The organism is Salegentibacter holothuriorum, from assembly GCF_900168045.1.
GTDB lineage: Bacteria > Bacteroidota > Bacteroidia > Flavobacteriales > Flavobacteriaceae > Salegentibacter > Salegentibacter holothuriorum.
The window spans coordinates 36,416-54,872 of record NZ_FUYY01000006.1; the positions used below are offsets into that span (position 1 = coordinate 36,416).

The window sequence follows — 18,457 nt, forward strand, 5'->3', positions numbered from 1 at the left end:
ATATTGGTAAATTGTCTGATTAAACAATTTTAATTTTTATGATGGACAAGACTTGTCGTTAGAGATTTTTAATTATGGATGGCTTCCCACTCTTGCTAAAGAGAAGGTCGGTTAATTATACTGATTCATATGAGTATGATATTTTATTTAATATTTAGACTCAGTACAGTTCAAAAATCTCACATACAATAAAGACTTATATAAATAGTCTGGCATAAGCATTAGCTACCTTCACCCACATATATTCCTCCTTTGCCATGTCTGACATTTTCTCTCCAACTTCTTTCAATGGTAGACTTTCCAATTTACTTAAAGCAGAAACTAAAGAATCTTTATCCTCAAAATAAAGCGCTTGATTTTTTGTACTCTCACGATTATAATTAATTCCATAAGCTAAAATGGGAAGCCCTAAATACATAGCTTCTACAAGAGATGGATTTGTGCCGCCGGCACTATGTCCATGTACATAAAGCAAACAATTTGATCGAATCTCGTTAAGTTTTCTTTGATCGTAAATTGGATCTAATAGAAAAATATTTTGAACATTATCATATTCTGCCTTCAATCTACTGGAATAATCACTATTCTCCCAGTTACCAATTATAACAAGGTTCAATTTACCAGATTTTGAGAATGCCTTCAGAATCAATTCTATGTTATTTTCCGGTTCTATCCTGCATACCTTAAAGGCATATGGTTCTTTTAAAAAGGGAAATTTTAAGAATGTATCTGAAGAAATATTTTCAGATCGAGTATGGTCACCACCGTAAGCAATGAGTTGAGCATTTTTTTTATAGGACTTTTTTACATGGTCCTGTATCACTTTATTATCGGCAATAACCTCATCAGCATATCGTACCGCCAGCTTTTCAGAAAATTTCAAGAATTTCCGGGCGAACTTTCCCCATTTGTCCCTTTTCCATTCCAGACCATCAATATTGACCACAATTTTTTTCCGAGTAATTAATTTTACAAATGGTAGGATAACACAACCTGAAACTCCCAGGATTAGTAACCTATCGGCTTTTCTTACTGAATACAAAATACTCCAGATGTCATAGGGAATACTCTGTATACCATTGGCATTTAGCGGTAAATACTTTAAAGTAGCTTTTTCATGAGCAACAGGACCTTCCGGGTAGGCTTTTTTACTGCAGTAAACCAAAATATCAAATTCGTCTCCTTTCTGGTTCACAAAATGTTCTGCCAGGGTTTCAAACCCCCCATATTTTGCAGGCAAACCAACTGTGCCTACTATTGCAACTTTTTTACGCATTAATACTTGCCATTATTTTCATATTGAATCTTTCTTCTGAAAAATCGAGGGACCGCTTAAGAGCATTTTTTGATAACTCTTCCCATTTGTTTTTATCATGAGACAACATTTGAATTTTCCGGACAATTTCCTCTATTTCATAAGAAGAGATCAGATATCCTTCTTTACCGTTTCTCACAATTTCGGCCGGACCTCCTACCGGCGGTACAATAACAGGAATTCCAAAAGCCAGAGCTTCTATAATGGTCAGTCCAAAAGTTTCCACCCACTTATCTATCCTGGAAAGGTTCAGCACTAGATTGGCATTTTTATAGAATGACACAACATTTTTCTGCCTTGGAATTAAAGAAACATTAGGCGAAACAGACATATCCTTAAAAAAGCTGTCTATTTCATCCTTTTCTGCATTAAGGATGAGATTAAAATTAAGCGAAGTATTTTCCCTTAATCTTTCGGCGATCTCCAGGAATTCATAAACTCCTTTATAAGCCTTTAATGATCCTATCATTAAAATATTGAATTGGCCGGCAAAGGTATGTGGGTTAAGGTCATCATTTTTCCGTGCAAATTCTGACGGCAATGCATTATGTATCACATAAGATCTTTTATTTTTAAAAGTTTCTAAAGCTCTTACCGCTTCCGAAACATAAATCACTTTTTGGGCTGTTAGCTGAATGATCCCTCTTAAAAATCGTTTGAGGGTAACAGGAGTCAAACTTATTTCATGAACATGGTAGTAAACAGGTTTACGCATTATTAAACCGGCGAGGCCTGCTCCAAAAGGCAACATGGTATTTACATAGATAACCACATCTTTATTAAAATATTTCAGAAGTTTAAAGAATAGGATTTGCTGAGATAGCATGAAATTGAAAAGCGTGATATACCGATTTTCAGATCTTTTGTAGTAGAAATTCTTATGTTTAGAGGTTTTATTGGATAAAAATCCTGACTCACCTTTTCCAGTATACAAAACAGGTTCCTGACCATCTCTTTTAATAGCATCCACAACTTGAGAAAGCACCTTTGGGCTCCCGCTAAAGTCATTAAGAAGATGTACAAAAATAATTTGTTTCACTAAAGCTGTCTGGATTCAAGTAAATAATCTGACAACTTCAAATATGCCTTAGAAGTTTGATTTTCCCCAGCATTCCACCAGAATAACATTCTTTCAGTTAAATAAAAATGTATAAATACTTTGGAATCTATTGAAATATTCAATTTTTCTAAATATGCATTTTGATAATTAACCAATTCTTCAGATTGCAAATATTCAGCTACCATTTTAGTAGATTGATATCGAATTATTGGGTCTAGATAAAAATTCAGGAGATCTTCCATGGGTGGCCCATTTGTAATCGCCTCTTCAAAGTCAAATATTAATATTTTTGGATATTCAATAATATTCCAGGGCTTAAAATCACGGTGAACCAGGCCTACTGGGAATTTTTTTGTTTTGTATTTTTGTTTTATTGATTCCAATTCTTCATCCTGTAGGGAAAGATTTTGAAGCTCTGAGAAGTTCAACCTTTGCACCAAATCTTCAATATATTTTTCAACAGTTATTTTTGTGTTTTCTGTTATATTAAAAAACTCCGAAAGGCTATTTACAAGACTAAAAGTAGGTCCACCGGCAACATCCACATTAACATTGGAGAGCTTAAAAGAACAAATTTCGTCGAATGAATTTGTAAGATCATAAAAATTTGAAACCTGAAAATTATTATATTGACCCGAAAATAACTTATAAATATTCGCTTCATTTCTTACCTGAATATAACTATCCCCAAAAGCAAATTTTTCAAAATAGTTTCCATGATGATTGACAATTATTTTAGACCTGGTTGGAGATACCAATACTGAACAATTTTCATCAATCCCAAATTTTATCTTCGAGCTGGAAAGATTTTGCAGAAACTGCTGTACCTCTTCTGCGGTTTCGAATTTAGTAGAGAAAATACGGGATTTGAGCATTAGAGAAATCATTAAGCCCACTTTTAAAATTTTAGATCTTAAAGATAACGCCCTATAAAACTTAAGGGATTCTGTAATTGAATTTCTATCACTAGCATTAATAATGTATGTGGCACCGTTTTTTCCATTCATCACAAGAAATACTCTGTGTTTCCTCATTTTAGTATAAGCTATAAATTCGTTCTAGCTCTAATCCTTTCTGCTCCCAGGAATATGAATTTTCAAAATGGGCCACCGCTGATTTTGACATATTAGAATATAAGTCTTTATTAGAATACAATTTTAAAAATGCGTTCGCGAAAGATTGAACAGAATTTAAATAGGTTGAATATTCAATCTTTATTGCACAATCACCATTAACAAATTCTCCTGCTCCATAATTATCAAAACAAATTACAGGCAACCCGTGGGATAAAGCTTCAATAGTTACCATACCAGCCCCTTCATGAGATGGGAAAACAAATACCGACGAATCTCTGTAAATATTATCTATTTCGTCCTTATTTACCCACCCTTCTAATTGTATTGAAGATTTGCTATCCAATTTCCCTATAATTGACCTAAGTGACTTCTCTAAAGGGCCTTGTCCAATTATTCTAAGTTTGATATTATTCTTTTCAAATGATGAGAGCTTATTATAGAATTGATCAAAAGCCTTAACCGCTATATCGAATGATTTAATTGTTAAAAATCTTCCTACAACTAGAAAATTAAATTCATTTTCTAGTTTTTGAGGTTTAACATATTTTGTATGAGCATGAGCACCTACTTGGGACAAATGAAGAAATTTTCTATTATCTAGGTCTAGTCTTAATTGAATACTGCTATTACCCCCGATAATTAAATTAACTTTCCATTTAGCTAATTGCATAAAAGGATCTAGCCTCCAATTGAAATTTTTTATTACCCACTTAATTCTATCTTTTATGTATTCTCGTTTTGAAAGAATATATTGTTTAGGAATTTTCTCATTATGATTTATCGGTCCCCAAATTACAGGCTTATGAAATACCCATAAAAATGTTGGAAAAGAATCAGCATGAAAATTGACATTATGCGCTATATCAAATTCTATTTTATTCGATTTAATAAATATCGGTATGAACATTTGCCATAAATAGAAATAAATAGAAGATCCCCTAGCTCCTTTTTTCCAAAACCGTAGGTAATAAGGTAAATCGTAATAATAGAACATAATATTGCTTAGGTCAATATTATGTTCTATTATATATTTTTCTATATCAGATTGATTATTCTCCCTAGTTATGGCAATTATTTTATTAAAGCGAGCACCTTGTATAACAAAGTTCCAGCCTGTTCCAGCTTCAGATCCCTTATAAGGGTTTATGTCATAAGCTGTCATTAAAATTTTCTTCATAAATGAATTACTAAGACGGGTGTGTGATTAAAAGCTCATATTGGCGCAATAATCTATTAGTTGCATTTTTCCAATTAAAATTATGAGCAATTAATTTTAAGGCATTTTGCGACATATGCCCCCAATCTGCTTCATTATCAATAATTTCAATTATACCACTTTTAATGTCTTCAATTAACGGCTCCACCATTATAAATGCCTTGGAATTATAATAATAAGAAACCTGTGAGGTTCTAGTAATAACACAAGGTAGACCCGACGCCATAGCTTCCATAACAGCAATACTTACAACATCAGAATGAGCTGGATGAATATAAAAATCTAATTGTTTTAACATATTATATTTATCAGAATCGTATAAGGGACCAGTAAACTTTATGACACTTTGTAATTCTAATTTTTCTACAATTTTTTTCAGTCGCTCACCCTCCTTATCAATTGGGCCAATAAGATGACACTGTACTTTATTTAAATATTCTAAAGGTAATCTCGCAATTGCATATATTAAACTCGAAATATTCTTCTCAACTCCAAATCTTCCGAGATACCCAAATTGGATTTTGAGGTTACTTTCATTATATTCTTTTTTTATTAAATTATAATTATCCAAATCAACCCCATTTGGAACAAAAAAAATATTATTATTTCTGGTGTATTTTGCAACATCGCTCATCTCTTCCTTTGTAATAACATGGATACCAGATGCGCCATCAAATATTCTTTTTTGAAAGATTTGATGATAAGCCAATTTTATCCAATAATTAGACTGTTTTATCCTATCTTCTGTTAAACCAGAATGTATTGTTATTACGTAAGGTTTATTTTTTTTCAATAAATAATTTGCCAATATAATATTGTAGTGCTGCCATACACTATGAAGATGTACAATATCAACTTCGCCAATGATTTTTTTTATTTCATTAAAACTTTCACCAAAAAATGAATTGTAAACTTTAACTTCGAATCCATCTCGCTTTACTAATTCAAATTTTTCGTGCATTCCTTTACTTATACCAACTACTTGAATATCGTGCCCAGCTAATGCAGAATATTTCGCCAATCCATTAATTACTACATTGACTCCATTGGCTCTATCTGGATTAGCCTTTCCTAAAATGAAATGTAAAATTTTCAATATTAATTAATTAAATTTGTTCAGTTTATCAAATACACTTTTCAAAATATTAGTTTGGCCTTCTTGAAGCGAACCTATATTGTTGATAACCTCACAATTCGCCATTCTTTTTGGTAGCTCATTATATTCAAATAGCAGTTCTTGAAGTTTATCTTTTGATAATTCTTCTTTACGATTTAAAATTTGATCTACTTCTGCCAATATTATAAATGTAAAGTCCGGTTTAGGTAGAGATAAAAACAACTTTCTAACGAGAGATTTTTTTAGACCTATTCTAATTCTCGATGGATCTACTATCAGATCAGTATAATAACGATCATAAACCACAATTTGATTAGACCTCTTTTTCTTCTTTATAAATAACAGTCTGTCAAATAAGAAGGCTAAATAATAATACGTAGTTCGTAAACTTGAATTAAAAAATCCAGTTGTTTTAGTTTGATATGGTTTAGTATAATCTTGTTCTGCATATTTTTTAGGTGCACCTGGGAGCTTATGTAATGATGGCACATTATTAGATAAAAAATGATCGGGAATTGGGTTATGAGAAATGCCCAAAGAACAAAATAACTCCATTACAACCTTTACTAAAGTACTTTTCCCTGCCCCATCTGGTCCAGAAAATGCAATTAGAGTCCCCATGTTATTCCTGTCAAACACTTCGGTTATAAAGTGTTTCAAGTAAGTTTTAATTAAAAAATCATTTTTAAAACTATGAACCACTACATCTTTCTTAATCTGAGGTCTCAACTTCTCCAAAGTTTTAATTTTATTTTCTTTAACTCTGTCTATTATACTATTACCCAATTTATTTTTAAAGGTCTTATGAACAATTGCCTGAAAATTTTCAAAATTATTAACTGCATTATTATAGATTTCGTCGTGATACTTTTCGTCTATTCTCTTTGCGTATAAAACATAGTATACAATCATTATTAGAGCCTCATGACCTTTATTAGGAACTTTTATATCATTATAATAATTGATATTATCAAATATTAAATCGTGATTTAAATAGGTACAGCCATGCCATTTGAAACCAAAAAACAAATCAATCTTAACTGAAAATACTTTATTATTTTCCAACTTAACTAAACTAAAACCTCTTAAATAATCTAAATGGTTCGACCATATTAATTGATATCCGAATTTTTTAGCTGTATGTAATAATATCTCTTCTGTCTTATACAAAGAAGTGGGATTAACTACTATATCTACATCTTTTGATTTAATCTTATATGGTAAGCCTTCATAATTTCTTAATACAGCATATTCAATATTTTGATGGTTTATTTCATGAAAAAAACCAGTTAGTAAATCTGATGCCAAGCAATCTATTTTCATAAGTAATTCTTAAAAATTCAAAATTTATCATTGAGTTGATTTCTCTACATATAAAATATTTCCTCAATTAATTAAATAATTTTTTATTATTAATAAAATATTTATTAGTGAAAAGTAGAATTACACATAACCACACAATTTGATTATTAACTCCATAAATAAAAATCAACATAAACCAAAATGCATAAGTCAAAAAATCATTTTTCCTAATAGTGTTTTTAATACTAAAAATAGTAATAATTATAAAAGTTATTAAACCGTATTCATACCATACTTGTAAGAAACCCCCACCGGATATTTCTTCTCCTCCATATGGAATATATTGATACATAAAACTACTAACGGAATCCACTCCATGACCAAACCAAGATTCAGCTGAAGTTAGATCGAGAAAAGAAATCAATACAATTGAAGGAACAATTCTAAATGATGCACTATGATCAGCTTTAATTATTTCATCTGGATTAAAGGTTAGTGTTGCCTCAACTACATTTATAACCCGTTCTACAGGTATATAATTAATATTAAATAAAATAAATCCAATTAAAAGTAATATAGATAATGGTAAAATAATATTTCTATTCTTAAGAAATTTCAGTAGTACTAATGGCAGGAATATAAAAGCAGTTGCACTACCCATAGTTACCATAGTCCAAATAAATGCATACCACAACCATTTATCCTCCTTAAAGGCATTTAAAAAATTATACCTCTTATCAATCACCACCTCTTTAACACTAATAAAGGAGTACATTAATAAAGATAAAATTCTAGCTGAATGAGAAGGCTCTGATGATAAAGAGTTTAACTTCCATGGTTCTTCGATACTATAGTTACTGAGATTAATTATAGGAAGTCCTGTCAAGACTGAAAGTTGCTGTAAAATTAATGTTATAAAATATGCTAAAATTAAAAAGCGGAGTAATTTTAAATAGCTATTTATTTCAAGTTTCCCACTCAATAAAAGACGATAATAAGACATAAAAGTTAGACAGAACATATAGGAATATAGCACAGTAGACCAACGCATACTCTGTGGATGCAGAATCGAGGGAAATAAGGTAATACTAGCAATAAAAGTTAGGAGTAGTAAATCTGATTTGTAAAGTTTTCTGAAGGTGAAAATTAAAATAGGAGAAATACTCATAACAAAAATTAATATCAAATTTCTGTTGTCACTACCCAATGCAAATGCAGGAGCAATAGCTAAAGATATTATGATAATTTTCGTAAAATAAGTGTAAAGGTTGTTTTCCCCTTGCTGAACCACCATTAGGTTAATCTATTAATATTGCAGTTAGAAAAGATTGAGTAAAATATAATAATATCTACTTACAGAAAGCCGTGCCTTCATTTCCTATTTTATAATAAAGAGTGAACATTAGGATTTGAGTTCCGAGGGTTCCTCCAGCAATCCCATAAATCCCAAAATATTTTACTAGAGGCCAGGAAAATATTAGACTCAAAATTGTTGAAGCTAAATAAACTAAAAATATCTTTTGAGTCTTTTCAACTGTTCTAATTATGAATCTAAATAGGAGACCAAAATAGATGAAGATATATATCAATAGATACCAATAAATTAAATTAGCATATTCATTATAACCATCTCCGTAAATGAAAGAAATTGCTTTTTCTGGGCTAAAAATTAATAGTAATACACCAAACCCCAAAAAGGGTAATAATCCTTTAAAAGCAAAATTCTTTATATATGAAATCATTTTTTTATAACCGTGGGCTGAATAAATATTTGATGCGGATATTGGGACAAAATTTTCTAAGCCTAGAAATAAAACATTAAAGACCCCCATAGTATTTTGGAAAACTCTTATCACACCAGCCACCCATGGTCCCAAAATCATTGCCCCTATTACTATAAACCAATTACCAGAAAACCATTGCAGAATTGCTGAAAGACTCAACCATTTTGAAAAACTCCAATATTCCTTAAATGTAATTAGCAAATTATAAATTCGTAATCCCGATTTTCTCAAAAACAGAAGAGCAACTATTAAACTACTTAAAAAGGCTGAAAAAAGAAGATAATAAACCAGTTCTAAACTATCAAGAATATTAAGGTTTAGGTAAAGCAAAACTAACGACACAACATATGCTAAAACATCAATTATTATAACATGGATATACTTATTATTTAAAAAAAATAGTCTTCTTAAAAAATCATGGATTAAAAAAGCCACAAAAAACAAACTAAATGGCAACAACCCATCTTTAATATCCCAATCCTCATTAAAAAAGGAAGCAATCACTATAAAGATTAACGTTAATAATATAGCTAAAGAAGAATATATAAGTTGCAAACCGAAAACATCTCCAAGCCTTCTATGTTCTTCTGCAGAACGTTTAGGTTCCAGAGAATAAAATGGTGAAATTATCGCAGCATTCTGTATACCTAAAAAAAACAACAGTACAAGCCATAATAATGAAAACTCTCCAAAAATTTTAATTTCTAAATTTCTTGCTAATAATACGCTTAGTAAAAAATTACTCCCACTTACTATCGCCTGATCAAAGAATACTAATAATTTTTTATTCTTTAGTAATGAAATCATATTTATCCAAATACCAATTAATAGTTTTTATTATTCCGGTTTCGAAATTCTCGTCGGCTTTCCAGCCCAATTGATTTTCGATTTTTGTTGCATCTATTGCATATCGACGGTCGTGGCCGGCACGATCTTCTACGTAAGCGATTTGCTCCAAATAACTGCCTTTTTTCTTAGGTTTTAGGACATCCATAAGCTCACATATCTTTTTAGCGATGTAATTATTGTTTCGTTCATTTCTTCCACCAATATTATACACCTCTCCAGCTTTTCCACTAGTATAAGCAAGGTTAATGCCTTTGGCATGATCCAAAACATACAACCAGTCTCTTACATTTTCACCGTCTCCGTAAATGGGTATATTTTCTCCTTTTATAGCTTTTCTAATTACAGTAGGAATCAGCTTTTCATCGTGCTGCTTCGGTCCATAATTATTAGAGCAGTTCGTAATAACAGTATTCAATCCATAGGTGTGATGATAAGAACGTACGATCATATCAGATCCCGCTTTGCTGGCTGAATAAGGGGAGTTAGGAGCATATGGAGTTTCTTCGGTAAACAAACCTGTTTCCCCAAGTGTTCCATAAACCTCATCGGTAGAGATATGTAAAAACCGGACATTTTTATAATCCTCTTTATATTCAAATGGTTTTTCCATCCAGGTTTTATAAGCAACATCTACCAAAGCAAAGGTTCCTTTAACATTGGTTTCCATAAAAACTCCCGGGTTTTTAATAGAATTGTCTACGTGGGATTCTGCAGCGAAATGGATAACCCCGGTAATATGATGTTTATCAAAAATTTGTTCTACCAAGCTCCGGTCACATATATCTCCTTTAATAAAAGTATAGCGATCATTTTCTTTTACTTCTTCCAAATTTGCAAGGTCACCTGCATAGGTTAATAAATCTAGATTTACTACAGCTACATCTGGATTGGATTCAAGAAAATATGGAATAAAATTGGAACCAATAAAGCCGGCGCCACCTGTGATGAGTATAGTTCGGGTTAGTGACATTGGGTTGTATTGCTTTAGGCCATAAGCTATAGGCTGTTGACCTTATTTTTTTAAATTGATTTATCTATTAGAAAAATTATAGTCTAAAGCTTAATGCTTACAGCCATTTTTTCAATACAGTCTTTTAAACTATCTTTCCAATAAAGAATTTCAACATCAAACTCTTCCTTTAAACTGGTTTTATCCATCAGAGAATAAAAAGGCCTGTTTGCCCGGGTGGGATAAGATGCGGTTGGAATTGGAGCTACCTTACAGTTTAAGTTAGCTACCTCCATAATTTCCTTTGCAAAGTCATACCAGGAGCAAACCCCTTCATTGGTGTAATGATAAGTCTTCACCTCTTCATTTTGCAAGTTCAGGCAATTATCGAGAATAAATTTCGCTAAATCGGCCGCGTATGTTGGTACACCCACCTGGTCATAAATAACATTGAGATTTTTCCGTTCGCCACCAAGCCTAAGCATAGTCTTAACGAAATTATTTCCGAAAGAGGAATACACCCAGGAAGTACGAATAATTACTGAACCAGACGGGTTAATTTTTTTTAAAGTTTTTTCTCCTTCTAATTTTGTTTCCCCATACATATTCACCGGGTCCGTCGGATGATCGGGCATATAGGGTTGGAAATTTTTGCCGTCAAAAACATAATCGGTTGAAATATGAATTATACTACTACAATATTTCTTTGCGACTTCGGCAAGATATTTAACAGCTGTATTGTTGATCTTTTCAGCTAATTCCGGTTCAGACTCCGCTTTATCTACTGCGGTATATGCGGCGCAATTGATAATAATATCAATATTATTATCGACAATAAATTGTACTACTGCATTTTTATCAGTAATATCCAATTCAGCGATATCAGTAAAACCAAAAGTGAAATCGGGATATTGAGAAGCAATTTCCCTAATCTCAGAACCCAGCTGTCCTTTAGCGCCCGTTACTAATATATTCTTCATAAAGGTTTTTTGAGAAATCAAATTTTTCAGCTTCCGAGAATATAGGTTGGTTTTTATCTTTTTCAGAAAGAACCATATTATCCATAGGTATTCTCCAGTCTATATCTAAAAAGGAATCGTTGAATAAGAATCCACTGTCATATTCAGGAGCATAATAATTATCGCATTTATAGGCAAATGTTGCAGTTTCCGAAAGCACTACAAAACCATGGGCGAAACCCCGGGGAATAAATAACTGATTTCTGTCTTTATCGTTTAACTCTACTACAGCAGCCTTCCCATAATATGGAGATCCCTGCCTAATATCTACGGCTACATCTAAAACTCTACCTTCAATTACACGTACCAGTTTGGTTTGAGTAAATGGGGGTAATTGGTAATGCATTCCTCTTAAAACCCCATAAGTAGATCTCGATTCATTATCCTGGCAAAAATTAACCTTATAGCCTAAAAATTCTTCAAGAGTATCTTTTCGAAAAGTTTCTGAAAAATATCCCCTGTGATCTCCAAAAACTTTGGGTTTGCATATAACCACATCGGGAATTTCTGTTCTGATAAAATCCATATTTATTTTTTTTCAGCACGTTTAATTAAATACTGGCCATAGCCATTCTTTTTTAAAGGTTCAGCAAGTTTCAAAAGTTGATCTCTTGAGATATAGTCCTTTTCATAGGCTATTTCTTCCAAACAAGCCACTTTCAAGCCCTGCCTTTTTTCTATGGTATGAATATAGTTAGAAGCTTCCAGCATGGAATCGTGCGTACCGGTATCTAACCATGCGTAGCCACGCCCCATTAATTCGACTTTTAAATCCCCGTCTTTTAAATATGCTTCATTCACAGAAGTTATCTCAAGCTCTCCCCTTTCACTAGGTTTAACATTTTTTGCAACCTCTACAACAGAATTAGGATAAAAATAAAGACCTGCCACTGCATAATTACTTTTAGGCTGTTTTGGCTTTTCTTCTATACTGGTCACATTCCCTTGTTTATCAAATTCGGCTACTCCATAGCGTTCTGGATCATTTACATAATATCCAAAAACGGTTGCCTTTCCTTTTTCCTTTACATTCTTTACAGATTGGGCAAGCAATTCTGTAAAACCGTGTCCATAAAAGATATTATCTCCCAGTACCAAACAAACATCATCATCTCCTATAAACTCCTCACCTATAATAAAGGCTTGAGCAAGACCATCTGGACTTGGTTGAACTTTATATTCCAACTTCATCCCCAATTCAGACCCATTACCTAGCAATCTTTCAAAATTCGAAAGATCTTCAATCGTTGATATGACGAGCACTTCTCTTATTCCGGCAAGCATTAAAACCGAAAGAGGATAATAGATCATCGGCTTATCATAAATACTCAAAAGTTGTTTAGATATCCCTTTAGTAATAGGATAAAGCCTGGTGCCGGATCCTCCGGCAAGAATGATACCTTTCATATTTTTCTATATTTCTTACAAAGTTGACTTATAATATTAAAATAACTATGTCTCAATTTCCCTCTAATAATGACATAAGCATAGCTATAAACATGTTCGAAATGCTTTACTCTGGTAATTAAAGTTTAAGATTTTTTTACCGCCGGATTGCGGTTTGGATTTACACCATAAACATTTTTAATTCTTTCGCGATGTAGGGTGTTGCGAAAGCAGGGGGTTAATTAATCTCGCTTTAGAACGAGCCGTAGGTTAAGTTTAGTATTCGTCTTTAGACGATAGATTTGGGTTGTTTCGGTTATCGATTATCAGTTTTGAGTTCTCAGTTACCGGTTGTCGGTTATGAGTTTTCGGTTCTCGGTTAAAAAACCTGCCAACTGAATACGGCTTCGCCACAGTGAGTCACATTTTAACTCTCGCTAACCTTAATTTTATGTTAATACCTTTCCCGTGTTGCCAAGTAATTTAACGGACAAATTCAGGGAAAATTACGGAAAACCGTAATGAATATGTGCTTTCCGTTAAGACCGCAAAGATAAATCACTGCAAAAGATTCTAACGAACTATATTTGTTAAAATTTTTAAGAATTAAGACGACCCGGTTTCACTTATTTTTAACTGTTTTTGAGTCAGGGATTTATTCAAACTTAAAACTAAGCACTTGAGTTGAAATTAGAGTTTACCGAACAAAATATACCGGGAAATGAATGATTTTGTATTTAGTGAATCCCTGTAAAAAATTCCAAGTCCACTTACTTTACATAAGAAACGTCAAATTAAACTTAGAAAGTCTTCTCACTATATAACGATATACACTTTTTACTCCTAAAATCCTTAACACATTAAAAGATATCATTAAGACTTTTTATGCTCCATTTCGAATTAATCTGAACTCTTTTCACAATAAGGGGTTTGGTCGGTTAAAGTTTAGCTAAACCACTTTCCTTAAACTACTTTCTGGGCTATTTTTGGGATATGATTGAGAAGAAAATTTTTAACGATACAGCGACAGCATTTAGATTAAAGTCTGATTTAGAACTCAATAGAGCTTTACTCCTATTTAACGTAATGGGAATCCCCTCCTTGATTAAACCCGGAATTTTATTGACCAAATTTTCCCTTAAGGCTAAACTTCCTATACAGCCACTAATTAAGAGCACCATCTTTGACCAGTTTTGTGCAGGAACCAGTAAGGACGATTGCAAGCCGGTTATTAAAGAAATGCACGAGGTAAACCTCTCCAGTATTCTTGATTATTCGGTAGAGGGAAAGAAAACCGAAGAAGAATTCGATTCGGCCTACAGGGTAAAGAAAGACCTTATAAAATTTGCCAAAGAAGAAACAGAGATCCCTTTCGCTATTTTTAAACCTACTGCACTGGGTAGCTTCGAAATCTGGCATAAACTCAGTTCCCACGTCAATCTCGGTGAAAAGGAAAAAGAGGAATGGCAAAAAACTAAAGCCAGGGTTGAAGACCTTTGTAAAGAAGCACACAAGCAAGGTGTTCGTTTATACGCAGATGCGGAAGAAAGTTGGATGCAGGATGCAGCCGACGACCTGATGGAGGAAATGATGGAAAAATATAATACCGAAAAGGCGCTTATTTTTAATACTTTTCAATGTTACCGATGGGACAGGCTTGATTATCTAAAGGAACTGCATACTAAAGCCAAAGAAAAAGGTTTTAAAATTGGAGCAAAGATAGTTCGCGGGGCTTATATGGAGAAAGAAAACAAAAGAGCTAAAAAGTACGGGAAAAAATCTCCTATTTGTGAGAATAAGAAAGCTACCGATCTTCATTTTAACAATGTGCTGGCTTACTGTCTTGATAATATTGATGATATCGCCGTTTTTATAGGAACCCACAACGAAATGAGCAACTACCTGGCGCTGCAGATCATGGAAGACCAGAAAATCGCAAAAGATGATCCCAGGGTGTGGTTTAGCCAGTTATACGGAATGAGTGATCAAATTAGTTATAACCTTGCCAGCAAAGATTATAATACCGCGAAGTTAGTTCCTTTTGGCCCGGTAAAAGACGTGGTTCCTTATCTATTAAGAAGGGCTGAAGAGAATTCTTCTGTAGAAGGACAAACGAATAGAGAGTTAAACTTACTTCGGAGAGAAAAGAAAAGAAGAAAGATGGCTCCAGGCAGCTCCAGGCGGTAGTCTTTAGTTGGTAGTTTGTTGTTTGGGGTATCGGTTGTGGGTTGTCAGTTGTGGGTTCTCGGTTGTCGGTTCTGAGTTGTGGGTTGTCGGTTGTCGGTTGTCGGTTGTATGTTCTCGGTTGTGGGTTGTGAGTTATCAGTTAGCGGTTAGCGGTTGTTTGTTGTTTGTTCTTTGTTCTTTGTTCTTCACTCCTCACTCTTTACTATTCACTATTCACTATTTACATTATTCTCTTCACAACAATGGAGTGCCGTGCTCAACTTAGACCCCGAAATAAATTGGGGTGACGTTCCCATTACCTCTTCACTCTTTACTATTCACCCTTCACTATTTACATTATCCTCTTCACAACAATGGACTGCCGTGCTCAACTTAGACCCCGAAATAAATTCGGGGTGACGTTCCCATTACCTCTTCACTATTTACTATTCACCCTTCACTATTTCCTCTTCACTCTTCACACCGTCCCAGACGATAATTGGTAGACTTTTGTTTATAGTTTAGGGTATCGGTTCTCGGTTGTGGATTGTGGGTTGTGGGTTGTGGGTTGTAAATTATCAGTTAGCGAGATAGTGTCTTTGTTGTTTATGGTTTTCTCTTTACTCTTTAGAATTCACTCTTCACTCTTTTCCCCTCACTCTTCATCTAACTAAAATGATCATTAATCACCTGCTTAGCAGCATTATACCCACCCATCCCGTGAACGCCTCCACCGGGAGGAGTTGAAGAAGAGCACAAATAAACATTATCATTAGAAGTCTTATAAGGGGAAATTTTAGCTACAGGTCTCGTGAATAATTGTGTAATATCCTGTCGGCCTCCATTGATATCGCCTCCAACTAAATTAGGGTTAAAAACCTCTAATTCCTTAGTGTTCATCGTGCTTTTATGGACTATCAAATTTTTAAATCCCGGCGCTGCCTTTTCAATTTGATTTTCGATAATCCTGGTACAATCTTCTTCGCTGCCATTGGGTACGTGGCAATAAGCCCAGGCGGTATGCTTACCCTCTGGAGCTCTGGATTTATCAAAAATGCTGGGTTGTACCAATAACACATAAGGCTGTTCCGAAATTTTCCCTTCAGCTGTAAGTTGCTCAGACTTTTCCATTTCTTCTGGACTAAATCCAATGTGAATGGTACCCGAACGCCTGCATTTATCACTTGTAAAAGGAATAGGACCGTCTAATGCCCAATCTATTTTGAAAACCCCGGCGCCATATTTATAATTTTCTAATCGTTTTCTATAACCCGAACTTAAATCCAGGTCCTGAATTTGTAATAATTGCTGGGGTGTAAGATCATAAACTTGAACTTTACTTTCGGGAAGTTGAGATACTTTCCTGATAGGAGTATTCAATATCAACTCACCTCCCAGATCTTTATAATAATCTAATAAAGCTTCAATTAGTGCACCCGCACCCTGTTTAGGAAATGGCCAGCCATTTAAATGCGCCATCAATCCAAGCACTACCCCGAAGGACGAAGAAAACAAGTTCGTTAATGGTAGCGTAGAATGTGCAGCTGCACCATAAAACAAAGCTTTAGCCTCCGCTTCTTTAAAAAGGGAATTGGCCAGAAATTTAGCCGAAGGAAAAGCCTTTAAGCCAAATTTTAAAAATTTTATAGGATGAGATGGAATCCCCAACGGCCCCAGCACATCTTCTCCAATATCGTCCCAGTTTTCGACTAAAGGCTTCATAAAATGAATATAACTCCCCTTATCTTTCCCTAGCTGAGCAGCGGTTTTTTCAATGCTTTTATAACAGGCTATGGATTTCCCGTTCTCAAGGGTTTGTGAAAAAGGAATTTCCGGGTAAATCCATTCTAAACCATATTTTTCTAATGGAAGTTCCTGAAAAATAGGAGAACTATAAGCCATAGGAAGTACCGTAGAACCGATATCATGTTTAAAGCCTGGCAAAGTAATTTCAGCAGTTTTTGTTGCTCCGCCGGGAACAGAAGATTTCTCGTAAATTACCGTGTTCAAACCTTGCTGCTGCAAGTGTATAGCAGCGGCAATACCATTGGAGCCACCACCTATAATAACTGCATCGTACTTTTTTGAATGTGGCTTTCTGACTTCCATTTTATAAAATTAAGTGGAATTATTCCTGAATTTTTTAAGAGTCGCTTTACTCGATAATCGAGATTTAAATGCTCAGAGGCTTGCCTCGAAAATTATTTAATGGTTCTCAATGAATGCCTTGTGAGCTTGCTCCGAGATAGTTTACTCTATATTGTCAAGGTCAATTTGATTTAAATATTCCTTAAAACTTAATGTTCCCCGGGATTGCCCTATCATATCATTACTCATAATATAACTGAAATAATCCAGCTTGTGCCCCAGGTTTTCTTTAGCAAAAAGCTTTGGGACTTCACTACCTGATTTAGCTATCGCTTCCGGCACTTTAATTATCTTCCCTCCTATTTTTTCCTGGATCATCACAGCCATTTCTTCCCGGGTATGAATTTTTGGACCACCTATATCTAAAATTTCAGGTAATCCAGCAAAGTTATTGCTTATAAAGTTTGCCAAATCGCCATGATAAATACTGTTGGTCTTAGCTTGCCCATCCCCAACGAGCGGAATCACTTTTTTCCTGGCCATAATAATTAGATCATGTAAACCGGAATAAAATCCGACAGGTCTTAATATGGAATAATTGAGTCCTGAATTCTGAATCTCCTTCTCCGTTTTTCTATGGGTGCCGGGAATTTTAAAATTCGAGGCGGTATCTGCTCCCATCATAGAAACATATATAAACTTCTTTACCCCATATTCTTTTGCATCTCCCAACAGGTGACTATTAGCCTTGTAATTACTTTCATAAAAAGTATCTGAATCGGGGTGGAAAAGGCTAATGGATTTTCCCAGTGCTGAAACTACATAATCCATACCTCTGGTAATCCCTTCCAATTTAGCTTTATCTTCGCTGGCATCCAGATACTGGATATCTTCAACCTCTCCTTTGAGTTTCTCCAGGCCTTCCTCTGAATGGGTTAGCGCTCTTATTTTATAACCCTTAAACTTAAAATCCTTAAGTAGTTTAAAGCCCAAAGCACCCGAACCACCGGTAATTAAAATTGATTTAGACATTGGCTATAATTTATTCGAAATTAGAAAACACGATCTATTTCTTAAAGTTAAGTAATGCCATAGGAAAAAAACTGCATCTTATGATTTTGGAAAGAAAT

Annotated in this window: 15 protein-coding genes; 1 reads left to right on the forward strand and 14 read right to left on the reverse strand. The window is 34.0% G+C overall.

Annotated features, from left to right (window positions below; translation table 11 throughout):
- Positions 1-196: 196 nt before the first annotated feature.
- The 12 genes from B5X51_RS12815 to rfbA form a co-directional block, all read right to left on the reverse strand.
- The gene (locus B5X51_RS12815; protein WP_079721592.1) at positions 197-1,276 is read right to left on the reverse strand and encodes a DUF1972 domain-containing protein; all 1,080 of its coding nucleotides are present in this window, start codon (positions 1,274-1,276) and stop codon (positions 197-199) included.
- Positions 1,269-2,354: a glycosyltransferase family 4 protein gene (locus B5X51_RS12820; RefSeq protein ID WP_079721593.1), complete on the reverse strand. Its 1,086-nt coding sequence runs from the start codon at positions 2,352-2,354 to the stop codon at positions 1,269-1,271. Before B5X51_RS12820 ends, B5X51_RS12815 begins: the two co-directional genes overlap by 8 nt.
- On the reverse strand, positions 2,354-3,409 hold the full coding sequence (locus B5X51_RS12825; protein ID WP_139374895.1) for a phosphotransferase: 1,056 nt from the start codon (positions 3,407-3,409) through the stop codon (positions 2,354-2,356). The genes B5X51_RS12820 and B5X51_RS12825 overlap by 1 nt, the downstream gene beginning before the upstream one ends.
- Before the next feature lies 1 nt (position 3,410).
- On the reverse strand, positions 3,411-4,628 hold the full coding sequence (locus tag B5X51_RS12830; RefSeq protein ID WP_079721595.1) for a glycosyltransferase family 4 protein: 1,218 nt from the start codon (positions 4,626-4,628) through the stop codon (positions 3,411-3,413).
- Between the two features lie 10 nt (positions 4,629-4,638).
- Entirely contained in the window at positions 4,639-5,763 is a 1,125-nt protein-coding gene (locus B5X51_RS12835) for a glycosyltransferase family 4 protein (protein ID WP_079721596.1), read from the reverse strand.
- A 6-nt stretch (positions 5,764-5,769) separates the two neighbouring features.
- Positions 5,770-7,092, reverse strand: coding sequence for a hypothetical protein (locus B5X51_RS12840; protein ID WP_139374896.1), 1,323 nt, complete (start codon positions 7,090-7,092; stop codon positions 5,770-5,772).
- 82 nt (positions 7,093-7,174) lie between these two features.
- On the reverse strand, positions 7,175-8,380 hold the full coding sequence (locus tag B5X51_RS12845; protein ID WP_079721598.1) for a hypothetical protein: 1,206 nt from the start codon (positions 8,378-8,380) through the stop codon (positions 7,175-7,177).
- A gap of 55 nt (positions 8,381-8,435) precedes the next feature.
- Positions 8,436-9,677 (reverse strand): lipopolysaccharide biosynthesis protein, encoded by a 1,242-nt coding sequence (locus B5X51_RS12850; protein WP_079721599.1) that lies wholly within the window; start codon positions 9,675-9,677, stop codon positions 8,436-8,438.
- Positions 9,655-10,689: a dTDP-glucose 4,6-dehydratase gene (gene rfbB, locus B5X51_RS12855; RefSeq protein ID WP_079721600.1), complete on the reverse strand. Its 1,035-nt coding sequence runs from the start codon at positions 10,687-10,689 to the stop codon at positions 9,655-9,657. The genes B5X51_RS12850 and rfbB overlap by 23 nt, the downstream gene beginning before the upstream one ends.
- Positions 10,690-10,772: 83 nt before the next feature.
- A complete protein-coding gene (gene rfbD, locus B5X51_RS12860) occupies positions 10,773-11,648 on the reverse strand; it encodes a dTDP-4-dehydrorhamnose reductase (RefSeq protein ID WP_079721601.1) in 876 nt (291 codons plus the stop codon).
- On the reverse strand, positions 11,620-12,213 hold the full coding sequence (gene rfbC / locus B5X51_RS12865) for a dTDP-4-dehydrorhamnose 3,5-epimerase (protein ID WP_079721602.1): 594 nt from the start codon (positions 12,211-12,213) through the stop codon (positions 11,620-11,622). Before rfbC ends, rfbD begins: the two co-directional genes overlap by 29 nt.
- A 2-nt stretch (positions 12,214-12,215) precedes the next feature.
- Complete coding sequence (gene rfbA, locus B5X51_RS12870) at positions 12,216-13,094, reverse strand: glucose-1-phosphate thymidylyltransferase RfbA (RefSeq protein WP_079721603.1); 879 nt, start codon at positions 13,092-13,094, stop codon at positions 12,216-12,218.
- A gap of 972 nt (positions 13,095-14,066) precedes the next feature.
- Between rfbA and B5X51_RS12875 the strand changes: the two genes are divergently transcribed.
- Positions 14,067-15,260 (forward strand): proline dehydrogenase family protein, encoded by a 1,194-nt coding sequence (locus B5X51_RS12875; protein ID WP_079721604.1) that lies wholly within the window; start codon positions 14,067-14,069, stop codon positions 15,258-15,260.
- A 645-nt stretch (positions 15,261-15,905) separates the two neighbouring features.
- On the opposite strand, the gene B5X51_RS12880 is transcribed toward B5X51_RS12875, so the two are convergent.
- Positions 15,906-17,348, reverse strand: coding sequence for a phytoene desaturase family protein (locus B5X51_RS12880; protein WP_079721605.1), 1,443 nt, complete (start codon positions 17,346-17,348; stop codon positions 15,906-15,908).
- A gap of 141 nt (positions 17,349-17,489) precedes the next feature.
- Positions 17,490-18,359 (reverse strand): SDR family oxidoreductase, encoded by an 870-nt coding sequence (locus tag B5X51_RS12885; RefSeq protein WP_079721606.1) that lies wholly within the window; start codon positions 18,357-18,359, stop codon positions 17,490-17,492.
- Positions 18,360-18,457 lie beyond the last annotated feature (98 nt).